The sequence below is a fragment of the Franconibacter pulveris genome (genome assembly GCF_056780215.1).
The window spans coordinates 4,030,572-4,055,438 of the sequence record NZ_CM165555.1 but is presented as its reverse complement, the minus strand read 5'-3'; the positions used below and the strand labels follow the sequence as shown (position 1 = coordinate 4,055,438).

General features: G+C 59.9%; 20 protein-coding genes. 10 read left to right on the top strand and 10 right to left on the bottom strand.

Going from position 1 to position 24,867, the window contains the following annotated elements:
* Positions 1 to 71: 71 nt before the first annotated feature.
* On the bottom strand, positions 72 to 1,373 hold the full coding sequence (locus tag ACU4F7_RS19065) for an MFS transporter (RefSeq protein WP_029590363.1): 1,302 nt from the start codon (positions 1,371 to 1,373) through the stop codon (positions 72 to 74).
* A gap of 471 nt (positions 1,374 to 1,844) precedes the next feature.
* Here ACU4F7_RS19065 and uxaC point away from each other — a divergent pair, with 471 nt between their 5' ends.
* From uxaC to ACU4F7_RS19050, 3 genes are all read left to right on the top strand, one after another.
* Positions 1,845 to 3,257: a glucuronate isomerase gene (gene uxaC / locus ACU4F7_RS19060; protein WP_481637569.1), complete on the top strand. Its 1,413-nt coding sequence runs from the start codon at positions 1,845 to 1,847 to the stop codon at positions 3,255 to 3,257.
* Positions 3,258 to 3,288: 31 nt separating this feature from the next.
* Positions 3,289 to 4,776: a UxaA family hydrolase gene (locus ACU4F7_RS19055; protein ID WP_029590365.1), complete on the top strand. Its 1,488-nt coding sequence runs from the start codon at positions 3,289 to 3,291 to the stop codon at positions 4,774 to 4,776.
* A gap of 133 nt (positions 4,777 to 4,909) precedes the next feature.
* A complete protein-coding gene (locus ACU4F7_RS19050) occupies positions 4,910 to 5,452 on the top strand; it encodes a YgjV family protein (protein WP_029590366.1) in 543 nt (180 codons plus the stop codon).
* Between the two features lie 32 nt (positions 5,453 to 5,484).
* On the opposite strand, the gene sstT is transcribed toward ACU4F7_RS19050, so the two are convergent.
* The 5 genes from sstT to ACU4F7_RS19025 all read right to left on the bottom strand — a co-directional run bounded on the left by sstT (position 5,485) and on the right by ACU4F7_RS19025 (position 10,906).
* Entirely contained in the window at positions 5,485 to 6,732 is a 1,248-nt protein-coding gene (sstT, locus tag ACU4F7_RS19045; protein WP_481637567.1) for a serine/threonine transporter SstT, read from the bottom strand.
* A 270-nt stretch (positions 6,733 to 7,002) separates the two neighbouring features.
* Positions 7,003 to 7,971: a TerC family protein gene (locus ACU4F7_RS19040; protein WP_029590368.1), complete on the bottom strand. Its 969-nt coding sequence runs from the start codon at positions 7,969 to 7,971 to the stop codon at positions 7,003 to 7,005.
* Positions 7,972 to 8,575: 604 nt separating this feature from the next.
* Positions 8,576 to 9,556, bottom strand: a complete 981-nt coding sequence (locus ACU4F7_RS19035) for a Gfo/Idh/MocA family protein (RefSeq protein WP_481637566.1) — start codon at positions 9,554 to 9,556, stop codon at positions 8,576 to 8,578.
* A gap of 86 nt (positions 9,557 to 9,642) precedes the next feature.
* Complete coding sequence (locus ACU4F7_RS19030; protein WP_481638754.1) at positions 9,643 to 10,326, bottom strand: SanA/YdcF family protein; 684 nt, start codon at positions 10,324 to 10,326, stop codon at positions 9,643 to 9,645.
* Positions 10,327 to 10,408: 82 nt separating this feature from the next.
* Complete coding sequence (locus ACU4F7_RS19025) at positions 10,409 to 10,906, bottom strand: M48 metallopeptidase family protein (RefSeq protein ID WP_029590371.1); 498 nt, start codon at positions 10,904 to 10,906, stop codon at positions 10,409 to 10,411.
* 85 nt (positions 10,907 to 10,991) lie between these two features.
* Here ACU4F7_RS19025 and rlmG point away from each other — a divergent pair, with 85 nt between their 5' ends.
* Positions 10,992 to 12,122, top strand: a complete 1,131-nt coding sequence (rlmG, locus tag ACU4F7_RS19020) for a 23S rRNA (guanine(1835)-N(2))-methyltransferase RlmG (RefSeq protein WP_481637565.1) — start codon at positions 10,992 to 10,994, stop codon at positions 12,120 to 12,122.
* A 99-nt stretch (positions 12,123 to 12,221) separates the two neighbouring features.
* Here rlmG and ACU4F7_RS19015 read toward each other — a convergent pair whose 3' ends face one another.
* The 3 genes from ACU4F7_RS19015 to lsrR form a co-directional block, all read right to left on the bottom strand.
* Positions 12,222 to 14,243, bottom strand: a complete 2,022-nt coding sequence (locus tag ACU4F7_RS19015) for an oxidoreductase (RefSeq protein WP_481637564.1) — start codon at positions 14,241 to 14,243, stop codon at positions 12,222 to 12,224.
* Positions 14,244 to 14,571: 328 nt separating this feature from the next.
* Positions 14,572 to 16,161 carry an autoinducer-2 kinase gene (gene lsrK, locus ACU4F7_RS19010; RefSeq protein ID WP_481637563.1) on the bottom strand — a complete coding sequence of 530 codons (1,590 nt, stop codon included), beginning with the start codon at positions 16,159 to 16,161 and terminating at the stop codon, positions 14,572 to 14,574.
* 43 nt (positions 16,162 to 16,204) lie between these two features.
* Positions 16,205 to 17,173: a transcriptional regulator LsrR gene (gene lsrR, locus ACU4F7_RS19005; protein ID WP_029590375.1), complete on the bottom strand. Its 969-nt coding sequence runs from the start codon at positions 17,171 to 17,173 to the stop codon at positions 16,205 to 16,207.
* A 214-nt stretch (positions 17,174 to 17,387) separates the two neighbouring features.
* Here lsrR and lsrA point away from each other — a divergent pair, with 214 nt between their 5' ends.
* The 6 genes from lsrA to lsrG are packed head-to-tail and all read left to right on the top strand — an operon-like array spanning position 17,388 to position 23,140.
* Positions 17,388 to 18,887 carry an autoinducer 2 ABC transporter ATP-binding protein LsrA gene (gene lsrA / locus ACU4F7_RS19000; protein ID WP_481637562.1) on the top strand — a complete coding sequence of 500 codons (1,500 nt, stop codon included), beginning with the start codon at positions 17,388 to 17,390 and terminating at the stop codon, positions 18,885 to 18,887.
* A complete protein-coding gene (gene lsrC, locus ACU4F7_RS18995) occupies positions 18,884 to 19,921 on the top strand; it encodes an autoinducer 2 ABC transporter permease LsrC (protein ID WP_029590378.1) in 1,038 nt (345 codons plus the stop codon). The genes lsrA and lsrC overlap by 4 nt, the downstream gene beginning before the upstream one ends.
* On the top strand, positions 19,922 to 20,926 hold the full coding sequence (gene lsrD / locus ACU4F7_RS18990) for an autoinducer 2 ABC transporter permease LsrD (protein WP_029590379.1): 1,005 nt from the start codon (positions 19,922 to 19,924) through the stop codon (positions 20,924 to 20,926).
* Position 20,927: 1 nt separating this feature from the next.
* Positions 20,928 to 21,944 (top strand): autoinducer 2 ABC transporter substrate-binding protein LsrB, encoded by a 1,017-nt coding sequence (lsrB, locus tag ACU4F7_RS18985; protein ID WP_029697666.1) that lies wholly within the window; start codon positions 20,928 to 20,930, stop codon positions 21,942 to 21,944.
* A 9-nt stretch (positions 21,945 to 21,953) separates the two neighbouring features.
* Positions 21,954 to 22,844 (top strand): 3-hydroxy-5-phosphonooxypentane-2,4-dione thiolase, encoded by an 891-nt coding sequence (gene lsrF / locus ACU4F7_RS18980; RefSeq protein ID WP_481637561.1) that lies wholly within the window; start codon positions 21,954 to 21,956, stop codon positions 22,842 to 22,844.
* Entirely contained in the window at positions 22,841 to 23,140 is a 300-nt protein-coding gene (gene lsrG / locus ACU4F7_RS18975; protein ID WP_029590382.1) for a (4S)-4-hydroxy-5-phosphonooxypentane-2,3-dione isomerase, read from the top strand. The genes lsrF and lsrG overlap by 4 nt, the downstream gene beginning before the upstream one ends.
* Before the next feature lie 247 nt (positions 23,141 to 23,387).
* Here lsrG and ygjG read toward each other — a convergent pair whose 3' ends face one another.
* A complete protein-coding gene (gene ygjG, locus ACU4F7_RS18970; RefSeq protein ID WP_029590383.1) occupies positions 23,388 to 24,794 on the bottom strand; it encodes a putrescine aminotransferase in 1,407 nt (468 codons plus the stop codon).
* Positions 24,795 to 24,867: the final 73 nt, after the last annotated feature.

Sequence of the window (24,867 nt, the reverse complement as noted above, 5' to 3'; positions counted from 1 at the left end):
CACTTTTGGCCTCTGCGCTCCACAACGCCAGAATGAAAAAGCCGCCCGGAGGCGGCTTTCGCGACGATTTATCAGGGTTGTGTGACGGGACCGCCAGTTCGCTGCTCTTGCTGCAGCTCAGCGGCAGGTTTGTTTTTCAGTACCGTCCAGATAACCAACGCACCCATCAGGTCAAACACGGCCAGTACGGCGAACAGCGGGCTGAAGCCGATGGTGTCGGCCAGCGCGCCCACGACCAGCGCGAACAGGGTGCTCGCGGTCCAGGCCGCCATACCGGTCAGGCCGTTGGCAGTCGCCACTTCGTTACGGCCAAACACGTCGGAAGAGAGGGTAATCAGCGCGCCAGAGAGCGACTGGTGGGCAAAGCCGCCGATGCACAGCAGGCCGATGGCCACATAGGGGCTGGTGAACAGGCCGATCATGCCAGGGCCAATCATCAGCAGCGCGCCCATGGTCACCACCATTTTGCGCGAGACAATCAAGTTCACGCCGAACCAGCGCTGGAACAGCGGCGGCAGGTAGCCGCCCACGATGCAGCCGAGGTCGGCGAACAGCATCGGCATCCAGGCGAACATCGCAATCTCTTTCAGGTTAAAGCCGTACACTTTAAACATGAACAGCGGGATCCAGGCGTTGAAAGTACCCCAGGCCGGCTCCGCCAGGAAACGCGGCAGCGCGATGCCCCAGAACTGACGGGTGCCAAGGATCTGCCACGGCGTCATCTTTTTCGCGTTATTGGTCTGGTGCTGCGCTTCCTGACCGCCAATGATGTATTCACGCTCTTCCTGGGTCAGCTTTTTCTGGTCACGCGGGTGCTTGTAGAAAATCAGCCACGCCATCGCCCAGGCAAAGCTCAGCACGCCGGAGATAATAAACGCCATTTCCCAGCTGTGCATCACGATGGCCCACACGACCAGCGGCGGAGCAATCATCGCGCCGATAGAGGAACCTACGTTAAAGTAGCCTACGGCGATTGAACGCTCTTTCGCCGGGAACCATTCGGAGCTGGCTTTCAGGCCCGCCGGGATCATCGCCGCTTCCGCAGCGCCTACCGCGCCGCGCGCCAGCGCCAGACCGCCCCAGCTTCCCGCCAGCGCCGTGGCGCCGCAAAAGACAGCCCAGGTGACGGCGAAGAAGGCGTAGCCGATTTTCGTGCCCAGAATATCAAGGATATAACCCGCAACCGGCTGCATCACGGTGTAGGCCGCGGAATACGCAGCGATAATATAAGAGTATTGCTGTGTGGAAATATGCAGCTCTTCCATCAATGTGGGCGCAGCCGCCGCCACGGTATTACGGGTCAGGTAGCCCAGCACGGTGCCCAGCGTCACCAGCGCAATCATGTACCATCGTAACCCTTTAATTTTACGCATTTCGAACCTCATCGTTGTGTCGTTTACCGTGCGTGACACGGTCGATCGCCTGACCTGTGGCGTTGCATGTTTTAGGAGTGGGCGTGGGCGGGAGAGATTTCCCGGTACGGCCGACCCTGCCAAAGCGTTTATGAGTAAGTCCGGTATCCGTACCGTTAAATCCGGTGCATCTTCACCGGTAAAACATTCCGTGGGTTTATGTATCGCGACGGCAGCAAAGATAACTTGTCATACAGCTTTAAAAGTTGAGTGACATCACAAAAGCATTTTTCTTTGTAAGGGTACGTAAAGGCGGGCGGCAAGCCAGAGCTGGCGCGGTCTGGAGCGGGTTTTACTCCTAAAAAGGTAGATTATTTGTGAGGGATAATTGATCTAACTCACGAAATTATCCTCCGTCTATAGAAATTGGTGTGATAACTTTGTCAGCATCATGCTAACGCATCTGAATAACTCGCTCAGAGGAAGCATAAAATGACCCCGTTTATGACTGAAGATTTTCTGTTAGATACCGAATTTGCCCGCCGTCTGTACCATGATTACGCGAAAGATCAGCCGATTTTCGACTATCACTGCCATCTTCCGCCGCAGCAAATCGCCGAAAACTACCGTTTTAAAAACCTGTATGACATCTGGTTGAAAGGCGACCACTATAAATGGCGCGCCATGCGCACGAACGGCGTGCCGGAGCGCCTGTGTACCGGCGACGCCAGCGATCGTGAGAAGTTTGACGCCTGGGCCGCCACGGTGCCGCACACCATCGGCAACCCGCTTTATCACTGGACCCACCTGGAGCTGCGTCGCCCGTTTGGCATTACCGGCAAGCTGCTGTCGCCGAAAACGGCGGATGAAATCTGGACGCAGTGCAACGAACTGCTGGCGCAGGATAGTTTCTCCGCGCGCGGAATCATGCAGCAGATGAATGTGAAAATGGTCGGCACCACCGACGATCCGGTGGATGATTTAAGCCACCACGCCGCCGTCGCCAAAGACAGCAGCTTCAGCATCAAGGTGCTGCCGAGCTGGCGCCCGGATAAAGCCTTCAACATTGAACTGGCGACGTTTAACGATTACATGGCGAAGCTTGCTGAAGTGTCCGATACCGATATTCGCCGCTTCAGCGACCTGCAAACCGCGCTGACTAAGCGTCTGGATCACTTCGCCGCGCACGGCTGTAAAGTGTCCGACCATGCGCTGGACGTCGTGCTTTTCGCCGAAGCGAGCGAGGGTGAACTCGACAGTATTCTGGCGCGCCGTCTGGCGGGCGAAGCCTTAAGCGAGCACGAAGTGGCGCAGTTCAAAACCGCCGTGCTGGTATGGCTGGGCGCGGAATACGCCCGTCGCGGCTGGGTGCAGCAGTACCATATCGGCGCGCTGCGCAATAACAACCTGCGCCAGTTCAAGCTGCTGGGGCCGGATGTGGGCTTCGACTCCATCAACGACCGCCCGCTGGCGGAAGAGCTTTCTAAACTGCTCAGCAAGCAGAACGAAGAAAACCTGCTGCCGAAAACCATCCTTTACTGCCTGAACCCGCGCGATAACGAAGTGCTGGGCACCATGATTGGCAACTTCCAGGGCGAAGGCATGCCGGGCAAGATGCAGTTCGGCTCCGGCTGGTGGTTCAACGACCAGAAAGACGGCATGGAGCGTCAGATGACCCAGCTTGCGCAGCTCGGCCTGCTGAGCCGCTTTGTGGGCATGCTGACCGACAGCCGCAGCTTCCTCTCTTATACCCGCCACGAATATTTCCGCCGCATCCTTTGCCAGATGATTGGCCGTTGGGTGGAAGCGGGCGAAGCGCCGGGAGATATCGAGCTGCTGGGCGAGATGGTGAAAAACATCTGCTTCAACAATGCGCGCGACTACTTCGCCATTGAACTGAACTAACCACTGATTACATCAGGCCTTTGAGGTTGATATGCAATACATCAAGATCCATTCGCAGGACAATGTCGCGGTAGCGCTTGCGGATCTGGCGGAAGGGACCAGCGTGACGATCGACGATCAGACCGTTACGCTGCGCCAACCGGTGACGCGCGGCCATAAGTTTGCGCTGCGCGCCATCGCTCAGGGAGAGAACGTCGTTAAATATGGCTTGCCGATCGGTCATGCGCTGGCGGCTATCCAGCCGGGCGAGCACATTCACTCTCACAACGCCCGCACGAACCTGAGCGATCTGGACGAGTACAGCTATCAACCTGATATCCACGCGCTGCAGGCGCAGGCGGGCGATCGCGACGTGCAGATCTACCGCCGCGCCAATGGCGACGTGGGGATCCGCAACGAACTCTGGATCCTGCCGACGGTGGGCTGCGTTAACGGCATCGCCCGTCAGATCCAGAATCGTTTTCTCAAAGAGAGCAACGACGCACAAGGCATTGATGGCGTATTCCTCTTCAGCCATACCTACGGCTGCTCCCAGTTGGGCGACGACCACATCAACACCCGCACCATGTTGCAGAACATGGTGCGTCACCCTAACGCGGGCGCGGTGTTGGTCATCGGCCTGGGCTGCGAGAACAACCAGGTAGACGCCTTTCGCGAAACGCTGGGCGACTTCGACCCGCAGCGCGTTCACTTCATGGTCTGCCAACACCAGGAAGACGAAGTGGAAGCGGGGCTTGAGCGCCTGCGCGAGCTTTACGCGGCGATGCGCAACGATAAGCGCGAAGCGGGCAAGCTCAGCGAGCTGAAGTTTGGGCTGGAGTGCGGCGGTTCCGACGGGCTTTCGGGCATTACCGCAAACCCGATGCTCGGCCGCTTCTCCGATTACGTCATCGCCAACGGCGGCACCACGGTGCTGACTGAAGTGCCGGAAATGTTCGGTGCCGAGCAAATCCTGATGAGCCACTGCCGCGATGAATCGACGTTTGAAAAAACGGTCACCATGGTGAACGACTTTAAACAGTACTTCATCGCTCATAACCAGCCGATTTACGAAAACCCGTCGCCGGGCAACAAAGCGGGCGGTATTACCACGCTCGAAGAGAAATCGCTGGGCTGCACGCAGAAAGCGGGGCAGAGCCAGGTGGTGGACGTGCTGCGCTACGGCGAGCGGCTGAAAACGCCGGGGCTGAATTTGCTGAGCGCGCCGGGCAACGACGCCGTCGCCACCAGCGCATTAGCGGGCGCGGGCTGTCATATGGTGCTGTTCAGTACCGGCCGCGGCACGCCGTACGGCGGCTTTGTGCCGACGGTAAAAATCGCCACCAACAGCGAGCTGGCGGCGAAGAAACCGCACTGGATCGACTTCGACGCCGGTCAACTGCTGCACGGCACCGCCATGCCGCAGCTGCTGGAGAAGTTTGTCGATGTGATTGTCGATATCGCCAGCGGCAAGCAAACCTGCAACGAGCGTAACGACTTCCGCGAACTGGCGATTTTTAAAAGCGGCGTCACGTTGTAAGTTCACCCGGCACCTTTCGCGCTACGGCGGCGGGCCTTGCCGTAACGCGAAAAAGTTGGGTAAATGCGGGTATCGTGACAAAACGGCGCTTTATTTCTAAGCGCCGTTTCTTTTTTAATAGCAAGGACTCCTCATGACCGCGTATTGGCTGGCCCAGGGCGTTGGCGTGCTCGCCTTTTTGATAGGCATCACCACGTTTATTAACCGCGACGAACGACGGTTTAAACTGCAGCTCGCGCTCTACAGCGCCACTATTGGCGGCCACTTCTTCCTGATGGGGGCGATTCCTGCGGGCATGAGCGCGGAACTAAACGCCCTGCGCACGCTTATCTCCATGCGCACCCGCAGTCTGTGGGTGATGGCCATTTTTATTTTCCTCACGCTCACCCTTGGTCTGGTGAAGCTGCATCATCCCATCGAACTGCTGCCGATTATTGGCACCGTCGCCAGCACCTGGGCGCTGTTTCGCTGCAAGGGGTTAACTACCCGCTGCGTGATGTGGTGCTCCACCGCCTGCTGGGTCACGCACAATTTCTGGCTGGGCTCTATTGGCGGCACGCTGATTGAAGGCAGCTTTCTGGTCATGAACGGCGTCAATATCATTCGCTTCTGGCGCATGCAGAAGCGGGGGATCGATCCGTTTAAGATTGAAAAAGAGGTCGCTGAGAAGAGATAAAGGCTGGCGACGAACGCCGCCAGCCGCAGAGGTTAGCTACGCAGTGCGTTCTGCGCCAGACGCTGGTCTTCCGCCTGGCAGGCCGCCGCCGTGAAGAGCACATCCGTTGAGGAGTTGAGCGCGGTTTCGCAGGAATCCTGCAGCACGCCGATAATAAAGCCTACCGCCACCACCTGCATCGCTACCTCGTTCGGGATGCCGAACATGTTGCACGCCAGCGGGATCAGCAGCAGCGAGCCGCCCGCCACGCCCGAAGCGCCGCAGGCGCACAGCGACGCCACCACGCTCAGCAGCAGCGCGGTGGGCAAGTCCACCGCAATACCCAGCGTATGCACCGCCGCCAGCGTTAGCACCGTAATGGTGATAGCCGCGCCCGCCATGTTGATCGTCGCGCCAAGCGGAATGGAGACAGAATAGGTGTCGCGATCCAGATTCAGCTTCTCGCACAGCGCCATGTTGACCGGAATATTGGCGGCGGAGCTGCGGGTGAAAAAGGCCGTGACGCCGCTTTCGCGCAGGCAGGCGAAGACCAGCGGGAACGGGTTGCGGCGAATTTTAACAAACACAATCAGCGGGTTAATCACCAGCGCCACCAGCAGCATGCAGCCAATCAGCACCACCAGCAATTGCGCGTAGCCCCACAGCGTGGCGAAACCCGTCGTGGCGAGGGTGGAAGAGACCAGGCCGAAAATGCCGATTGGCGCAAAGCGAATCACCAGTTTCACCATAAAGGTGACGGCGTCCGACATGTCGTTAATCAGGTTTTTGGTCGTGTCGTTAGCATGGCGCAGCGCGAAGCCCAGACCCACCGCCCAGACCAGGATGCCGATATAGTTGCCTTTCAACAGCGCATCCACCGGGTTAGAAACCATGCTCATCAGCAGGTCGCGCAGCACCTCGACGATGCCAGTCGGCGGCGTAATGTCTGTCGCGCCGGTGGTTAAATGCAGCGTAGAGGGGAAAAGAAAGCTAAAAAGCACCGCCGTCAGCGCAGCGGAGAAGGTGCCCAGCAGATAAAGCCAGAGAATAGGGCGAATGTTGGTTTTTTGTCCGTGCTTGTGGTTGGCGATAGAAGCCATGACCAGCATCAGCACCAGCACCGGCGCCACGGCTTTCAGCGCGCCGACAAACAGCGTACCGAGCAGCCCGACCGCGACGGCGGCAGGTTTAGAAAGCCAGGCGAGCAGGATGCCGAGTACCAGACCGACAAGAATTTGTTTTACAAGGCTGCCGTGCGCCAGGCGCTGCAACAGACCCCTCGATTGGGATTGCGTAGTCATGCGTATTTCCTTCAGGTGTGATGTCGTTCCATCCCGTTCGCTCTCTTGGGTAACGTTTAATCAGGATGTAACAAAAGTTTGCATGGAGGAGTATAGGGATTTGCCGCGGCGAGGAAAGGGGATAGTGCTGGATTTTCAGCATTGCTCCCGTTTTTTAACTAGCTATTAACGTTATTGTGACAATATCAACACTTCTACCGTCGGGAATATTGCAAAAAAAGGGGATTGCGGCAGGAGATTCTTCCCGCCAAAAGCGGGAAGAAGAGAGGATTATTCCGTCTGCCCTTTTTTATCGTTACGGTGGTTAACCCAGGCGTTGATCAGCAGCGTCAGCGTCAGGATGCCGCCCACCACGCCAAGGGAGATGGCGATGGGGATATGGTAGAAGTCGACAATCAGCATCTTCACGCCGATAAATACCAGGATCACCGACAAGCCATATTTCAGCATGGAGAAGCGCTCCGCTACGCCCGCCAGCAGGAAGTACATGGCGCGCAGGCCCAAAATCGCAAACAGGTTAGAGGTCAGCACGATAAACGGGTCGGTGGTCACCGCGAAAATCGCCGGGATGCTGTCGACCGCGAAGATAACGTCGCTCAGCTCAACCAGGATAAGCACCAGCAGCAGCGGTGTGGCGAACAGCAGGCCGTTTTTGCGCACAAAGAAATGTTCGCTTTCGATGCTATCGGTCATGCGCAAGTGGCCGCGCAGCCAGCGCACCAGCGGCTTGTCGCCAATGCCCGCTTCATCCTCTTTCGCCAGCGCCATTTTCACGCCGGTAAAGAGCAGGAAGGCGCCAAACACATAGAGCAGCCAGTCAAACTGAGAAATCAGCCAGCTACCGGCGAAGATCATCACCGTTCGCAGCACAATAGCGCCCAACACGCCGTAGATCAGCACGCGGCGCTGCAATGCAGGCGGAATAGAAAAATAGCTGAACAGCATTAACCAGACGAAGACGTTGTCTACCGCCAGCGCTTTTTCAATCAGGTAACCGGTCAGGAAGGCGAGCGCCTGAGCATCAGCGACCGCACGGCCTTCAGTGCCGGAGAGATACCACCAGAAGGCGGCGTTAAACAACAGGGAGAGCGAGACCCAGACAATCGACCAGACGGCCGCCTGCTTCATGGACATCGTATGGGCGCCACGGCGGCCCTGAAGCAGAAGGTCGATAGCCAGCATGATAACAACGACGACTGCGAAACCGCCCCACAGCAGGGGAGTGCCGACACTATTCATAGTCAAAATTCCTTAAAAACAAAAACGGCTAACGTCGGAAGACGTTAGCCGCGTTGCTTTTCGCTGCGCAGACCTTGCCTTCCGGCAAGGTCTCACTTACAACCTGAATCCCGTCATACTGCGCGCCGCAGCGGCGTTGGCCGCGCTCGTTCACCCCAGTCACTTACTCGTGTAAGCTCCTGGGGATTCGCTCGCTTGCCGCCTTGCTGCAACACGCATTATTCGGGATTCTCCCGCTTTTTTTGCGCACCGCAGCGGCGTTGGCCGCGCTCGTTCACCCCAGTCACTTACTCGTGTAAGCTCCTGGGGATTCGCTCGCTTGCCGCCTTGCTGCAACACGCATTATTCGGGATTCTCCCGCTTTTTGCGCGCCGCAGCGGCGTTGGCCGCCTTGCTGCAACACACATTATTCGGGGTTCTCCCGCTTTTTTGCGCGCCGCAGCGGCGTAGCTGACTCTGAATTCAAATTGCCCGGCGACCGGAAGCGTAGCTTCGTAATGACGATCGGCCGGCAATGAAGTTACTCCCCTTTGCTGGTAACAAAATATGTCGAAATATTCATACGATCAATTTTGTCACGCCGCTTTTACATTGCTTTACGCTGTCACTGGCTGTCGGCCGGGAATACCACGCCGGTCTGGGCGCGAATTTCCGTCAGCAGCTTCGCTGTAATGAGGCTCACTTCAAGCGCCGGGTGCTCTACCTGGTTGGCGCTTACCAACCCAGCGAAAGTCTCCGCTTCATAAAGCATAGTATTGATATGCTGCCCCTGAGTCAGTTCCTGCACTCTGCCGCCGCGGGGCACAAAAGTCAGGCGCTGGCATTCCGAAAGCTTCTCGATAACCAGCGAGCCCGCCTCGCCCTGAATTTCGCTCGGCAGGGTGGAGTCGCTCACTTTGGAATGCAGCAGCGTAACGTCCGCCTCGCCATAGCGCAGCACCACCGTGCCATGCGCATCCACGCCGCTTTCCAGCAGGCAGGCGGAGGCGATAACGGCGTCCGGCTCGCCCCACAGCGCCACCGCCGAGGCCAGGCAGTAATAGCCAATGTCCATGATCGAGCCGTTGGAAAACGCCGGGTTAAAGGTATTGGGGTTCTCACCGTCCAGATAGCGCTGGTAGCGCGAAGAGTACTGGCAGTAATTAAACAGCGCCTTGCGTAAGCGGCCCACTTTCGGCAGCGCCTGTCGCAGGGCGAGGAAGTTAGGCAGGCTGGCGGTTTTAAACGCCTCGAACAACACCACCTGGTTTTCCCGCGCGCAGGCGATAGCGGCCTGCACTTCGCGTAAGGTGGAAGCCAGCGGCTTTTCGCAAATCACATGCTTTTTATGATTCAGGAAGAGGCAGGTTTGTTCGGCATGCAGAGCGTTGGGGCTTGCGATATAGACGGCATCCACCGCGTCGCTCTGCGCCAGCGCCGCGAGCGAGGTAAAGAGATGCTCAACCGGATAGTCGCTGGCGAAATGCTGCGCCTGCTCAAGCGTACGGGAATAAACGGCGGTGAGTTGGTACTTGCCCGTCTCATGGGCGGCATCAACGAACTGGCGGGTGATCCAGTTTGTTCCTACAACGGCGAAACGTATCATAGACGTCTGGTTGCTCCGAAGGCTGAATAACGGCCAGAGCGTAACACGACAACGTTTAAAAAGTAGCGGTCTGCCGCGCAGAACCGCTATTCATTGCCCGTACTGGCGGGGCAGCCATGCTGCGCGTGCGCGTCGATAACCACTTTATCGCCGAGAAAATGGGGTGTGCGGCGCAGCAGCGTTGCATCCAGCAGCGCGCGAACCCGGGCGAACCGCTCGCGAAACTGCGTGTATTTACCGTGTTGAAAGTCGAGATCTTCTGCGTTCAACGCAATCGCATCAATACCATAATGTTGCGCCAGGTAAATCGCCCGCTGGTTATGAAACGCCTGCGAGACGATGATAATGCGGTCTTCGCCGAAGACATCGCGGGCGCGCACAACCGAATCCAGCGTTGTGAAACCCGCGTAATCACAAAAAATAGCGCTGGAAGGTACGCCTTTGCGCATAAGTGCCTGCCGCATCGCCGCGGGTTCATTGTAATCCGCATGGCGGTTATCGCCGCTTACCAGCAGCCAGGACGCTTTGCCTTCGTGCCAGAGCGCCGCCGCCGCGTCAATGCGCCGCGTAAAATAGCGGTTTCCCGGTTTTGCGCCCAGCACCAGCGCCACCTTGCGGGCCGGAATAGCGCTAACGTCATCAAACAGCCTTGCTTTGCTGGCGGCGGTGACGTGTTGGTTTGCGTAAAACACCAGCCCCGCCAGCAGCGCAGCCAGCAGTAAGCCCAGCAAGAAAAGATGACGCAGCGTGCGCCGGTAACGGTAAAACATCCTTGTTATGCGCATAACATCTCCTTTTGGGGCGCGAGCGGCGATAGCGATATGGCGTAAAAGCGTATGACATTATAACCGCTTAGCGATTTTTCAGCGCCTGGTAAGTCAGCCACAGCCGGGTATCGAACTCCAGCTGATGGTACTGCGGCTCCATATGGCAGCAAAGCTGGTAAAACGCCTTGTTATGCTCTTTCTCTTTCAGGTGCGCCAGTTCGTGCACCACGATCATGCGCAGAAAATCTTCCGGCGCGCTGCGAAACACCGTGGCGACGCGGATTTCCGCCTTCGCCTTCAGCTTGCCGCCCTGCACGCGCGACACGGCGGTATGCAGCCCGAGCGCGTTTTTTAACACGTGAATTTTATTGTCATACGCCACTTTATTGACCGGCGGGGCGCTGCGCAGATAGCGGTTTTTCAGCCCCTGCACGTAATCATAAAGCGCTTTGTCGGTGGTGACGGCGTGCGCCTGCGGGTAGCGTTTTTCCAGCACTTCGCCGAGGCGGTTCTGCTCAATCAACTGGCGTACCTGGGCAAGCAGCGATTCAGGATAGCCCTGCAGGTAGATAAGTGCGGTCATGGCGGCCTCGGTGGGTGAAAAAAAGGTTTACTCGCGGATGCAATTAAGGGATAAAACGCGCGGATTTTACCATTCGGGAGGGCCGATGAGCCAGGTGGACTTATTTAATCAAACACTCACGTTGCAGCGCTTTCCGCCAATGCCGGAAGAGACGCCGCTACAGGCCTGGGACGCGGCGGACGACTATCTGCTGCAACAGGTCGGCGAGTGCGACGGCCCGCTCCTGATTTTCAACGACAGCTTCGGCGCGCTCGCCTGCGCGCTGGCGCAAAAACGCCCCTGCAGCGTCAGCGATTCGTTTATCGCCCAACAGGCTACGCGCCACAACCTGCGGCTGAACGAGATTGACGAGGCGCAAGTGACGCTGCTGGACAGCTTAAGCCCGCTGCCCAACGCGCCTGCGCTGGCGCTGATTAAAATCCCTAAACAGCTCGCCCTGCTGGAACAGCAACTGCGTGCGCTGCGTCGCGTCGTCACGCCGCAGACCCGCATTATCGCCGGGGCGAAGGCGCGCGATATTCATAATTCCACGCTGGCGCTGTTTGAAAAAATTCTCGGCCCCACCACCACCACGCTCGCCTGGAAAAAAGCGCGGCTTATTCATTGCGCTTTCAGCGAGCCTGCGCTGGCCGAGGCGCCGGAAACGCAGAGCTGGAAGCTCGACGGCACGCCGTGGTTGATTCACAACCACGCCAATGTCTTTTCACGGGCGAGTCTGGATATCGGCGCGCGCTTCTTCCTGCAGCATCTGCCGGAGAAGGTGGAAGGGGAGATAGTGGATCTCGGTTGCGGCAACGGCGTAATTGGCCTGAAGCTGTTAGAACAAAACCCGCTGGCGCGGGTGCGGTTCGTGGATGAGTCTTATATGGCTGTCGCCTCAAGCCGCCTGAACGTCGAAACCAACCTGCCGGACGACCTCGCGCGCTGCGACTTTATGGTCAACAACGCGCTGACGGGCGTAGAGCCGGAAAGTTTCCACGCTGTGCTGTGCAACCCGCCGTTCCATCAGCAGCACGCCATTACCGATCACATCGCCTGGCAGATGTTCCAGGACGCGCGCCGCTGCCTGAAGTGGGGCGGCGAGCTGCGCATTGTCGGCAACCGCCATCTGGATTATTTCCGCAAGCTGAAGAAGATCTTCGGCAACTGTACGACCGTTGCGACGAATAATAAGTTTGTCGTGCTCAGGGCGGTGAAACTACGTAAGAGCCGATAACAGGTCAGCGCAGCGCGTAGGGTTTCGCTTTCGTTAACCATGCCGGGCGGCGGTCTATTCCTCTGCCCTGGCGCGCATCCTGTTGTGTCAGCCATCACATTAAATCCCCATCGCCAGCCGCGTGCCCTGGGCGATGGCCCGTCGGGCGTCCAGCTCCAGCGCCACGTCGCAGCCGCCAATCAAATGCACCGTTTTGCCCGCGAGGCGCAGCGGCTCCGCCAGCTCGCGCTGCGGCTCCTGACCTGCGCAAATCACCACGTTATCCACTGCCAGCACCTGCGGTTCGCCGTTAACCAGAATGTGCAGCCCTTCGTCATCAATCCGTTCGTAGCTCACCCCCGGCACCATTTTCACCCCGCGGGAAAGCAGCGTAGCGCGGTGGATCCAGCCGGTGGTTTTGCCAAGCCCGTCGCCCGGTTTGCTCGCTTTGCGCTGAAGCATCACTATCCGGCGCGGGCTTTTCGGCAGCCTCGGCCCTTCCGGGCGCAGGCCGCCCGGCATCGTCAGGCTGGTGTCGATGCCCCACTCCTCACAAAAGGTCGTCAGATTCTGGCTGGTGGGTTCTCCTGGCTGACTTAAATACATGGCGGTATCAAAACCAATGCCGCCGCAGCCGATAATCGCCACCCGCTCGCCCACCGGCGCTTTGTCGCGTAACACATCAAGATAGGTCAGCACGCTCGGGTGATCGATGCCGGCAATCAACGGCACGCGCGGGGCGATGCCGCTGGCGAGGATCACCTCGTCGTAGCCGGCGAGCATTTCACCGTTCACCCGCTCGTTAAGCCGCAGTGCAACGCCGGTAACCTGCAACATGCGGCGGTAGTAGCGCAGCGTTTCGTAAAACTCTTCTTTGCCGGGGATTTGCTTTGCGATATTGAACTGTCCGCCAATGTCGGCGGCGGCCTCGAAAAGCGTAACGCGATGGCCGCGCTGCGCGGCGTTTACCGCAAACGCCAGCCCAGCCGGGCCTGCGCCCACTACCGCCAGGTTTTTAGGCCGGGCGGCGGGCGTCATTACCATCAGCGTTTCGTGACAGGCGCGCGGGTTGACGAGGCAGGAGGTCACCTTGCCTGCAAAGATCTGGTCCAGGCACGCCTGGTTGCAGCCGATGCAGGTGTTGATTTCATCCTCGCGCCCCTGCGCTGCCTTGCTGAGGAGTTCTGCATCCGCCAGAAATGGCCGCGCCATCGAGACCATATCGGCGTCGCCCGCCGCCAGAATCTGCTCCGCGACGGCGGGGTCGTTGATGCGGTTAGTGGTGACTAAGGGCAGCTTCACATGGCCGCGAAGCTTACGCGTCACCCAACTGAACGCCCCGCGCGGCACAGGCGTGGCGATGGTGGGAATACGCGCCTCGTGCCAGCCGATGCCGGTGTTGATAAGCGTAGCGCCAGCCGCTTCGATAGCCTGCGCCAGCTGCGCGGTCTCTTCAAAAGTGGAGCCGCCCTCTACCAGGTCGAGCATGGAAAGGCGATAAATAATGATGAAGTCGTCGCCCGCCCGCTCACGCACCGCCCGCACCACTTCAACGGCGAAGCGCATCCGGCGCGCGTAGTCGCCGCCCCATTCATCCTCGCGTTGGTTAGTGCGCGCAGCGAGAAACTGGTTTATCAGATAGCCTTCAGAACCCATGATCTCTACGCCGTCATAACCCGCCTCGCGGGCCAGCAGCGCGCACTGCGCAAAATCGTTAATCAGCGTCAGAATGTCGTCGTGCGTCAGCGCATGGGGTTTAAAGCGGTTGATGGGCGCCTGTAGGGCGGAAGGGGCGACCGGATGAGGCTGATAGCTGTAACGGCCAGTGTGGAGAATTTGCAGGGCGATTTTTCCCCCTTCGTGATGCACCGCTTCCGTCACTACGCGGTGCGGCGCAAGCTGACTTGCGTCGTTCAGCATCGCGCCGCCCTCCAGCGCTACGCCGCAAGCGGAAGGCGCCACGCCGCCGGTGACAATCAGCGCCACGCCGTGACGTGCGCGCTCGGCGTAAAAGGCCGCCAGCCGTTCGGCGCCGTCCGGGCGCTCTTCCAGACCGGTGTGCATAGAGCCCATCAGCACGCGATTTTTCAGCTGCGTAAAGCCAAGATCCAGCGGGGCGAACAGCGAAGGGTAGCTCATCATTGCGCTCACTAATGTAAAATAATTGTTATGTGGTCGGATGAGTTAATGAATAATCGATCGCTGGATAAAAGGGAAAAGGGCGATCGAATGATTGTGATGGGATTCAAATTTCATCGCCAGGCGCTTGCCGTGCAGGAAAGCCTATCGACGGTGCGGTGAAGTATTCCGTTCGCCTGAAAGTGCTCGAGCAAGGGCATCTTCGCTTACGCGAACGTGCAAAGGAGGCTCGCCGCGAAAAAGCCGCCGCAGAAAAACAGTTCCCGGTTGCGTTATTTTTTGATTTTTAAAGGGCGGGTTAGCGAAGCGCCACCCGCCATTCTTGCAAACGTTATGCCCGCGCCGCCGCCTGTTTCGGCGCCAGTCCCGGCGCGCGCCAGAGCGAGGTGGTAAGCCCGCTGTCCACCAGCCCCAGCTGGTCGGCGTAGACTGCCTGCCACTTTCGCATCATCTGGTCGTAAAGGTCGCGGTGCGCCGGGTTCGGCGTAAACTCGCGGCTCCACTGCACCAGCCGCTCGCCGGTGGCGGCAAGGTCGTCATAGAGCCCCGCGCCCACGCCTGCGGCTATCGCGCAACCGAGCGCCGTCGCCTCTTTCACCTGGGGCACCCGCACCGGCAGGCCGGTCACGTCGCTTAAAATCTGGCTCCAGAGCGCGCCTTTCGCGCCGCCGCCGGCAAAAACCAGCGAGTCAAACTTCACCCCGGAAAAGCCGGAGATCTGCGCAAGATTGCAGGCGGAGACTATCGCTGCGTTCTCTTCCAGCGCCCGGAACAGCGTGGCTTTGTTGCATTTCTCCGGGTCGATGGAGAGGTTAATAAACGACGGCGCGGCGTGGTACCACTCTTTAAAATGCATGGCGTCGGAGAATATCGGCATCACGCCGTGGGAGCCCGCCGGCACCCGGCTCGCCATTTCTTCAAGCAGGGCGTAAGTGTCTGTGCCGAGCCGCTCGGCAATCAGTTTTTCCTCAGCGCAGAAGGCATCGCGGAACCAGCGCATGGTCAGCCCGGTGAAGAAACTTATCGATTCCGCCTGCACCATGCCGTGGATCACGTGCGGGTTGATGCGGATGTTCATCTCCGGGTCGGTGCGAATGGCGGGCAGGTTGACCACCTGCTGCCAGAAGGTGCCGCCAAGGATAGCCGTTTGCCCGGCGCGCACCACGCCCAGTCCCAGGCAGCCAAGCTGCACGTCGCCGCCGCCCATCACCACCGGCGTGCCTTCCCGCAGGCCGCTTTGCGCCGCCGCCTGCGCCGTGACGCGCCCAAGCACCGTGCCGGTCTCTTTGACCGGCGAGAGCAGGTCGGCGCGCAACCCGGCCATATCGAGCAGGGCGGGGCGCCAGTCGCGGGTGTTAAGGTCGAGCATGCCGGTCGTACCCGCGTTGGAAGGGTCGACCGCCAGCTCGCCGGAAAGCTTCGCCGCCAGCCAGTCGCTTATCATGGTGACGGTGGCGGCCCGGCGATAAATGTCGGGGCGATGATGGGCAAGCCAGAGCAGGCGCGGCATGGCGCTCAGGGCGAGCGTCTGGCCGGAGACGTGATAAACCTCCGATTCAAACTGGTTATCGTGAAGCGCTTTCAGCTCCGCCACCTCCTGGCTTGCGCGGGCGTCGACGTTGGCGCAGGCCCAGATGGGCTCGCCGTTGCGGTCATAGAGCACAATGCCTTCACGCATGGAGCAGCAGGCGATAGAGGCGATATCGCTGGCGTTGAGGCCTGCCTGCTGCAACGCCTGGTGTACGCAGCGGCAGGCGAGCTGCCAGTTCGTGTCGAGGTCAAACTCCATGGAGCCCGGCACGTCCGCTACGCTCAGGTGCTTCCACTCCGCCTGACCGACCACCACCTGGCGGCCTGATAGGTCGAAAATCACGGCGCGGATGCTCCCTGTTCCGGCGTCTAACGCTAAAAGATAACTCATCGACTTGCCTCGCTGTTGTGGCGGCGCGGCAAGCCTCGGGCGTTTATCCCGCCAGGGCAAGCACAGCGCGCGCTGTCGCTTCTTCCGTCACCAGGCCGTTGATCCGCTGGCCCCGCAGTGCGGCGTAAATCGCTTCCGCTTTCTCTTCGCCGCCCGCCACGCCGATGATGGTGGGCAGCTGCGCCAGCTCGTCGAGCGTGACGCCGAGCAGTTCGCGGTGGATCTCAAGCCCCTCCACTTTCTGGCCGTCGGCCTGCAGGAAGTAGCCAAGAATGTCGCCCACCGCCCCTTTACGGGCGAACATCAGCTGTTCGCCTTCGCTGATATAGCCCGAGCGTAAAATCGTGGCGTCGCGCTTCTGGTTGACCGAGCCGATGCCGACCACCGCCACATCCGCCGCCGTGGCGGCGAGGATCACGTCGCGCACGCTGGATTCGCGCTTGAGGATCCCGGCTACGTCGGCGGAAGAGACCCGCAGCGGCGCCGGGATCATGCTGACGCTGCAGGCGGCGTCGAGCTGGCCGATGCCGGTCATATACGGCCCTACGCCGCCGGAGAGCGTCACCAGGCGGATCTGCTGCGATCCGATAAAACCGCTTAAATGCTGCAGGCAGCTCATGGTGGTTTCGCCAAAGCCCACCGCCAGCAGCTGGCCCGGCTGGAGCACGCCCATCAACGACTGCGCCGCGCCAATGCCGAGGCGAGTCGTCATCGGCGGCGTATTCAGCGCTGGCAGCACGCGGGCGAGCTTCAGCGCAAAGCGTTCCGCCAGCGCCGTTTCCAGCGCAAGGCAGCCCTCATAGCGCGAGTTTATCTGCACGCGGATCACCCCGGACTGCCGTCCTTTTTCCAGCAGGCGGGAGATCTTCAGCCTCGGCAAGCCAAGCCGCTCGCCGATGTCGTTTTGCGTCAGCCCGTCGTGGTAATAAGACCAGGCGACCCGCGCCAGCAGTTCTTCTTCCGCCATCGCCAGCCCGGCGAACTTTCCTTCTTCTGCTTTTTTCTCGCTCATAACTGAACTCTTATCAAAATTTAGATCATATGTTCGACCCTGCCCGGTGAGAATTTGTGAAGCGCCCGACAAAAAGATCATTTTGCTGGCGCTATCTCCGGGAGACGATCTAATGCACGAAAGTGTGATCCCTGCACGGTTGTAAATATAGTTCACCGACTACGCTTTTGAACATTATTAAATTTAAAAATCTTTTGTTCAACGCGGAGCGAAGATGATCAATCCGATTCCCCTGCTCGAAGCGCGCGCCATCAGTAAGCAATTCTCCGGCGTTCCGGTGCTGAAAGGCATCGATTTTACGCTGCTGCCGGGACAGGTTCACGCGCTGCTTGGCGGCAACGGCGCCGGGAAGTCGACGCTGATGAAAATCATCGCCGGGGTGGAAACGCCGGATAGCGGCGAACTGGTGATTAACGGCAAAGCCTGGCCGCGACTGAAGCCTTCTCAGGCGCATGAGCAGGGCATTTATCTGGTGCCGCAGGAGCCCATGCTCTTTCCCAACCTCAGCGTAAAAGAGAACATTCTGTTTCGGCTTTCGCAAAAGCCCGAGGTGATGACGCGCCTGAACGAGAAACTCGCGCAGCTTGACTGTCATCTGAACCTGCAGGCCAGCGCCAGCACGCTGGAGGTGGCGGACCAGCAGATGGTGGAGATCCTGCGCGGGCTAATGCGCGAGGCGAAAATCCTCATTCTCGACGAGCCCACCGCGTCGCTCACGCCGGGCGAAACCGAGCGGCTTTTCCGCCAGATCCGCGCCCTGCAAGGGCTTGGCGTCGGCATCGTCTTTATCTCCCACAAGCTTCCTGAAATTCGCGCGCTGGCAAGCCATATCTCGGTAATGCGCGACGGCGCGGTGGTGCTTGAGGGGGAAACCACGGCGTTGACCAACGAGCAACTGATTAACGCCATGACGCCCGTCAGCCGCGAGCGGCAGTTGAGCGACACGCAAAAGCTCTGGCTGGCGCTGCCCGGCAACCGCCGCACCCAGCCGCAGGATTTCCCTGTGCTGCGGGTGGAGTCGCTCACCGGCGAAGGGTTTCTCGACCTGAGCTTTGAGATTTACGCCGGCGAGATAGTCGGCCTGGCGGGCCTCGTGGGCTCCGGGCGCACCGAGCTTGCCGAAACGCTCTACGGCCTGCGGCCCGCCCGCGCCGGACGCATATGGCTTGAAAACCGCGAGCTTGGCCGCGACGCCACCAAAGCCCGCCTTGAGCGCGGGCTGGTCTACCTGCCGGAAGACCGTCAGGTCTCCGGGCTATTTCTTGATGCGCCGGTGCGCTGGAACACCGTGGCGCTAAATGAGCCTTCTCTCTGGCAGCAGCACCAGCGCGAAGCGGCGGTGGTGGAGCGTTATCACCGCGCGCTCGGCATCAAGCTCAACCATGCCGACCAGCCGGTGCGCACGCTCTCCGGCGGCAACCAGCAGAAGGTGCTGCTGGCCCGCTGCCTGGAGGCGAACCCGCTGCTGCTGATTGTCGATGAGCCGACGCGCGGGGTGGATGTCGCCGCCCGCGCCGATATCTATCAGCTCATCAAAAGCGTCGCCGCGCAGAACGTGGCGGTGTTGATGATCTCAAGCGATCTCGATGAGTTTCCGGGGCTGGCGGACCGGGTGCTGGTGATGCACCAGGGGGCGCTCAGCGGGGAGCTTGCGAAATCGGCGGTGTCGGTAGAAAGGATGATGAAGCTCGCTTTCGGAGGAACTCACGCATGAAAACCCTGCTGCGCAACCGCGAGCTAAGCGCCTTTCTCGCCATCCTTGCGCTGTTTGTCGTACTGGTGGCGCTCAACCACAGCTACTTCAGCCTGCAAACGCTGTCGATGATTTTCAGCAGCGCGCAAATCCTGATTCTGCTGGCGATGGGCGCGGCGCTGGTAATGCTGACGCGCAATATTGATGTTTCTGTCGGCTCCACGCTTGGGCTGTGCGCTATTGCCGTCGGCGTGGCGCTCAATAACGGCTACAGCCTGCCGCTCGCCATGCTGTTCGCGCTTGGCATCGGCGCGCTGTGCGGCTTTTTTAACGGCGTGCTGGTGGTGGGGCTGCGCATCCCGGCGATTGTCGCCACCCTCGGCACGCTGGGGCTTTATCGCGGCGGCATGCTGCTGTGGACCGGCGGCAAATGGATAGAAGGGCTGCCGGCGAGCCTGAAATCGCTCTCTGAACCGCTCGCCTTCGGTATTTCGCCGCTCGGCGTGATGGTGCTGGCGCTGCTGGCCGTGGGCGCGTGGGCGCTCTCGAAAACCGCCTTCGGGCGCGATTTCTACGCCGTGGGCGATAACCTCGCCGCCGCGCGCCAGCTCGGAGTGGCGGTGAACCGCACCCGGCTGCTGGCCTTCACCTTCAACGGCATGCTGGCGGCGCTCGGCGGCATCCTCTTCGCGTCGCAGATTGGCTTTGTGCCAAACCAGACCGGCAGCGGACTGGAGATGAAAGCCATCGCTGCCTGCGTGCTCGGCGGCATTTCGCTGCTCGGCGGCACCGGCACGCTGATTGGCGCCTTTCTCGGCGCGTTCTTCCTCACGCAAATCGACACCGTGCTGGTGCTCTTTAAGCTGCCCGCCTGGTGGAATGACTTTATCGCGGGCCTGGTGCTGCTCGGCGTGCTGGTGCTCGACGGCCGCCTGCGCCAGGCGCTGGCGCGCCATCAGCGGGCGCTGAAGTACAGCCGCTTTGTGCCGGGCAACGCAGGGGCGAAAAACGTGACCCCGTTTCCCCGGCGCAAAAGCAAAAAGGAGGTGGCGTAAATGAAGCTTAACTGGGAAGGGGCGCTGCTCGCGCTGCTGGTGGTGGAGATCCTGCTGTTCGGCGCGTTCAACCCGCGCATGCTGGATCTCAACATGCTGCTCTTCAGCACCAGCGATTTCATCTGCATTGGCATTGTGGCGCTGCCGCTGACGCTGGTCATCATCAGCGGCGGCATCGATATTTCGCTTGGCTCCACCATCGGCCTTTGCGCCATCGCGCTCGGCGTGATGATGCAGGCGGGGCTGCCGATGATGGCGGCGGTGCCGTTAACGCTCGCGCTCGGCCTGCTCTGCGGGCTGCTGAACGCGGCGCTTATCCACTACACCGGCATCAGCCCGCTGGTGATAACCCTCGGCACGCTCTACCTCTACGGCGGCGGCGCGCTGCTGCTTTCGGGTTTCGCTGGGGCGACGGGCTTTGAGGGCATCGGCGGCTTCCCGGACGCCTTCACCGCCTTCGCCAACCTGACGCTGTTCGGCCTGCCGGTGCCGCTGGTGCTGTTCCTGATAATTACGCTGCTTTTCTGGGTGCTGGCGCATAAGGCGCGTTTCGGCCGCCATCTCTTTTTATTAGGGCAGAACCCGCGCGCGGCGCGCTACGCGGCGATGCCGGTAAACGGCATGCTGTATGGCGTCTATGGCCTGGTGGGGCTTGCTTGCGCCATCGCCGCGCTGGTGCTGGTTTCCTATTTCGGCTCGGCGCGCTCCGATCTGGGGCGCGATTTGCTGATGCCAGCGCTGACGGCGGCGGTGCTGGGCGGCGCGAATATTTATGGCGGTTCCGGCTCCGTCATCGGCACCGCGGTTGCGGCGCTGCTGGTGGGCTATTTGCAGCAGGGGCTGCAGATGGTGGGCATTCCCAATCAGGTGTCGAGCGCGTTATCCGGCGCGTTGTTGATTGTGGTGGTGATTGGCCGTTCGGCGAGTTTGCACCGTGAAACCCTGCGTGCGGCCTGGCGCCGCTGGCTGGCGCGACGCGGTGCGGTTAACCAATCAGGAGCTTAATATGAAAACAGCAAAACGTGCCCTGCAACTGAGCGTGCTGGCGCTGGCGCTGGGCGTCGCCTCCGCGCAGGCGGCCGACCGCATCGCCTTTATCCCGAAACTGGTGGGGGTGGGCTTTTTCACCAGCGGCGGCAACGGCGCGATGGAAGCAGGCAAGGCGCTCGGCGTGCCGGTGACCTACGACGGGCCGACGGAGCCGAGCGTTTCGGGGCAGGTGCAGCTCATCAACAACTTCGTCAACCAGGGTTACAACGCGATTATCGTCTCCGCCGTGTCGCCGGACGGCCTCTGCCCGGCGCTTAAGCGCGCCATGCAGCGCGGCGTGAAAGTGCTGACGTGGGATTCAGACACCAAACCGGAGTGCCGCAGCATTTACATCAACCAGGGCACGCCGGAGCAGCTTGGCGGCATGCTGGTGGAGATGGCGCAACAGCAGGTGACGAAGCCGGACGCCAAAGTCGCGTTTTTCTATTCAAGCCCTACCGTGACCGACCAGAACCAGTGGGTGAAAGAGGCGAAGGCGAAAATCGCCAAAGATCATCCGCAGTGGCAAATCGTCACCACCCAGTTTGGCTATAACGACGCCACTAAATCGCTGCAAACCGCCGAGGGCATCCTGAAGGCTTACCCGGACCTCGACGCCATTATCGCGCCGGACGCCAACGCGCTGCCCGCCGCCGCGCAGGCCGCCGAAAATCTCAAACGCACTAACGTGGCCATTGTCGGTTTCAGCACGCCGAATGTTATGCGCCCCTACGTTGAGCGCGGCACGGTGAAAGCCTTCGGCCTGTGGGACGTGGTGGAGCAGGGGAAAATCGCGGTCAACGTGGCGGATACGCTTTTGAAGAAAGGCGATCTAAACGTGGGCGACAGCATTGAGGTGAAAGATATCGGCACGCTGAAAGTCGAGCCTAACAAAGTGCAGGGCTACCAGTATGAGGCGAAGGGCAACGGCATCGTGCTGCTGCCGGAGCGCGTGGTCTTCACCAAAGAGAACATCAGCAAATACGATTTCTGAGGAGGGAGCATGGCGGATTTAGACGATATCAAAGACGGGAAAGATTTCGGCATCGGGCGGCCGCAGCAGAACACGCCTTATACGCTGAAGGGTTGCGGCGCGCTGGACTGGGGCATGCAGTCGCGCCTGTCGCGCATCTTCAACCCGAAAAGCGGGCGCACCGTGATGCTGGCTTTCGACCACGGCTATTTTCAGGGGCCGACCACCGGCCTTGAGCGCATCGACCTCTCCATCGCGCCGCTCTTTGAAGAGACCGACGTGCTGATGTGTACGCGCGGCATTCTGCGAAGCCAGGTGCCGCCCGCCGCCAACCGGCCGGTGGTGCTGCGCGCCTCCGGCGGCAACTCTATTTTAAGCGAGCTTTCGCGCGAGAGCGTGGCGGTGGCGGTGGAAGACGCGCTGCGCCTGAATGTTTGCGCGGTGGCGGCGCAGGTTTATATCGGCTCTGAATATGAGCACCAGTCAATCAATAACATCATTAAACTGGTGGATGAAGGCACACGCTACGGCATGCCGACGCTTGCGGTGACAGGCGTGGGTAAAGAGATGACGCGCGATGCCCGCTATTTCTCGCTCGCCAGCCGTATCGCCGCCGAGATGGGGGCGCAGTTTATCAAGACTTACTTCGTGGAAGAGGGGTTCGAGAAGGTCACCGCGAGCTGCCCGGTGCCGATCGTTATCGCCGGCGGTAAAAAGCTGCCGGAGCACGAGGCGCTGGAGATGTGCTGGCGCGCTATCGATCAGGGCGCATCAGGCGTGGACATGGGGCGCAATATTTTCCAGTCCGAGGCGCCGCTCGCCATGCTCAAAGCGGTGAAAAAGGTGGTGCATGAGAACCTGAGCGCTCGCGAAGCGTATCAGTTCTGGCAGGAAGAGAAAGCGCAGGGGGGAAGGGGATGAATGTGACGCTGGTGGAAATCAACATTAAACCCGAGCGGGTGGATGAGTTTCTGGAGGTATTTCGCGCCAACCACGAAGGGGCGCTGAAAGAGCCTGGCAACCTGCGCTTCGACGTGCTGCAGGACCCGGAAACCCCGACGCGCTTTTTTATTTATGAAGCGTATAAGGACGAAGAGGCCGTGCAGGCGCATAAAAAGACGCCGCACTATCTCGCCTGCGTGGAGAAGCTGGAGGCGTTAATGTCCGGCCCGCGCCAGAAGCGGAGTTTTATCGGGCTGCTGCCGGAGGTGAAGTAAGGAGAAGTGCAGGGCGGGTAAGCGAGGCGCTAACACGTTCGCGGAAAAACGGCGATACAGGCAGCCGTCGTTCTGGCGAACGTCACCTTTCACCGCCCTTTTCGTGCGCTGAAAATAACAACTCTCTCTGGGGGCTGATAAGGGCTCCGGCGGGCTAACCCGCACCACACGCTGCATCCGCCTGTTTGCCAATGCGATACCCAAAAACAAAGCCCCCTTAACGGGGGCTTTAACTTAAAGAGATGACTCAGAGGGATTCATTTTCTTCGGCGGTTGCCGCTTTGCTGCGGGCTACGCACAAACTCTCCAGTGCCTTGCGCGCGGCGCTTAACACCTGTTCACACTGCTCAATCGTTAGCGTAAGCGGCGGCTCGATGCGGATGGTTTTCGCGTTATTCAACGTGCCCGCCACCAGCACATGCTGGCGGAACATTTCGCTCGCGAACTGATAGCCGATTTCGTTATTGGTAAACTCAATCGCCATTAGCATCCCTTGCCCGCGCGCCTCCACGACCAGCGCCGGGAATTCCAGCGCCAGCTGGCGGAAGCCGTCGAGCAGCATGTTGCCTTTCTGCTCCGCCTGCTGCGGCAGGTTTTCTTCCAGCAGCACGTGAATGGTGGCGAGCGCCGCGGCGCAGGCCAGCGGGTTGCCGCCAAACGTAGTGGTATGCAGGAAGGGGTTATCGAACAGGACGGAAAAGACCTCTTCCGTCGCCACCGTCGCGCCAATCGGCATTACGCCGCCGCCCAGCGCTTTGGCAAGACAGAGAATGTCGGGCTGCACATTCTCATGCTCGCAGGCGAACATCTTACCGGTGCGGCCCATGCCGGTTTGCACTTCGTCGAAAATCAGCAGCGCGCCGAATTCATCACACAGCTGGCGCACCGCAGGCAGGTAGCCCGGCGGCGGCAGGATCACGCCCCCTTCGCCCTGAATCGGCTCCAGGATCACGCCAGCGATGTCGTCTCCGGTTTTACGGCATTCGGTGAAAAGCTCGCGCATAGCCTCAATATCGCCATACGGCACATGACGAAAGCCTGGCAACAACGGCATAAAAGGCTTACGGAACGCCGCTTTCGCAGTGGCGGAAAGCGCGCCGAGCGATTTGCCGTGGAAGGCGCCGGTGGCGGCCACAAAGGTATATCTGCCGCGCGGGGCCTGGTACGCTTTGGCGAGTTTAAGCGCCGCCTCTACCGATTCCGTGCCGCTGTTGCAGAAGAAGCTATACTTCAGTTTGCCTGGCGTCAGCGTGGCGAGGGTTTTCGCCAGCATGGCGCGCAGTGGGTCGAGCAGCTCCTGGCTATGCAGGGGTTGTTTGGCAAGTTGGTTCTGTACGGCGGAAACCACTGTTGGATTACGGTGCCCCACGTTAAAGATGCCGAATCCACCCAGACAATCGAGGAACTCCTGTCCCTGGGTGTCGACAAGCGTATTCAATCCTCCCGCTTGCCATTCTACGGCTCCGTAATCCCCGCCGGCGGTTACAGACTTGCGATATTCTAAGAACCCTGGATTGACGTGCTGCTGAAAGTAGTCGATGACCTCCCGGTTCAGTGCTTTCATCTCCTCATGCGAAAGCGTCTGCTTTTCGATGAGATTCAGTGCGTGCGCGGTACAGGCAAGAGCCGAGGCGCTGTTAGGTAACCTGTTCAAAATATGCTCCTGGGGATCGCGTATCACATGATACCGATTTAAGTATTGCAGTCTTTACGCCACATCGAGAGCG

Bases quoted from the DNA above. Each gene is read 5' to 3' on its own strand.
- lsrF (WP_481637561.1), top strand. From the start codon at position 21,954: ATGGCGGATTTAGACGATATCAAAGACGGGAAAGATTTCGGCATCGGG.
- lsrD (WP_029590379.1), top strand. From the start codon at position 19,922: ATGAAGCTTAACTGGGAAGGGGCGCTGCTCGCGCTGCTGGTGGTGGAG.
- ACU4F7_RS19065 (WP_029590363.1), bottom strand. From the start codon at position 1,373: ATGCGTAAAATTAAAGGGTTACGATGGTACATGATTGCGCTGGTGACG.
- ACU4F7_RS19025 (WP_029590371.1), bottom strand. From the start codon at position 10,906: ATGACCGCACTTATCTACCTGCAGGGCTATCCTGAATCGCTGCTTGCC.
- uxaC (WP_481637569.1), top strand. From the start codon at position 1,845: ATGACCCCGTTTATGACTGAAGATTTTCTGTTAGATACCGAATTTGCC.
- lsrC (WP_029590378.1), top strand. From the start codon at position 18,884: ATGAAAACCCTGCTGCGCAACCGCGAGCTAAGCGCCTTTCTCGCCATC.
- ACU4F7_RS19015 (WP_481637564.1), bottom strand. From the start codon at position 14,243: ATGATGAGCTACCCTTCGCTGTTCGCCCCGCTGGATCTTGGCTTTACG.
- rlmG (WP_481637565.1), top strand. From the start codon at position 10,992: ATGAGCCAGGTGGACTTATTTAATCAAACACTCACGTTGCAGCGCTTT.
- ACU4F7_RS19055 (WP_029590365.1), top strand. From the start codon at position 3,289: ATGCAATACATCAAGATCCATTCGCAGGACAATGTCGCGGTAGCGCTT.
- lsrK (WP_481637563.1), bottom strand. From the start codon at position 16,161: ATGAGTTATCTTTTAGCGTTAGACGCCGGAACAGGGAGCATCCGCGCC.
- lsrB (WP_029697666.1), top strand. From the start codon at position 20,928: ATGAAAACAGCAAAACGTGCCCTGCAACTGAGCGTGCTGGCGCTGGCG.
- lsrR (WP_029590375.1), bottom strand. From the start codon at position 17,173: ATGAGCGAGAAAAAAGCAGAAGAAGGAAAGTTCGCCGGGCTGGCGATG.
- ACU4F7_RS19030 (WP_481638754.1), bottom strand. From the start codon at position 10,326: ATGTTTTACCGTTACCGGCGCACGCTGCGTCATCTTTTCTTGCTGGGC.
- ACU4F7_RS19035 (WP_481637566.1), bottom strand. From the start codon at position 9,556: ATGATACGTTTCGCCGTTGTAGGAACAAACTGGATCACCCGCCAGTTC.
- lsrA (WP_481637562.1), top strand. From the start codon at position 17,388: ATGATCAATCCGATTCCCCTGCTCGAAGCGCGCGCCATCAGTAAGCAA.
- sstT (WP_481637567.1), bottom strand. From the start codon at position 6,732: ATGACTACGCAATCCCAATCGAGGGGTCTGTTGCAGCGCCTGGCGCAC.
- lsrG (WP_029590382.1), top strand. From the start codon at position 22,841: ATGAATGTGACGCTGGTGGAAATCAACATTAAACCCGAGCGGGTGGAT.
- ACU4F7_RS19050 (WP_029590366.1), top strand. From the start codon at position 4,910: ATGACCGCGTATTGGCTGGCCCAGGGCGTTGGCGTGCTCGCCTTTTTG.
- ACU4F7_RS19040 (WP_029590368.1), bottom strand. From the start codon at position 7,971: ATGAATAGTGTCGGCACTCCCCTGCTGTGGGGCGGTTTCGCAGTCGTC.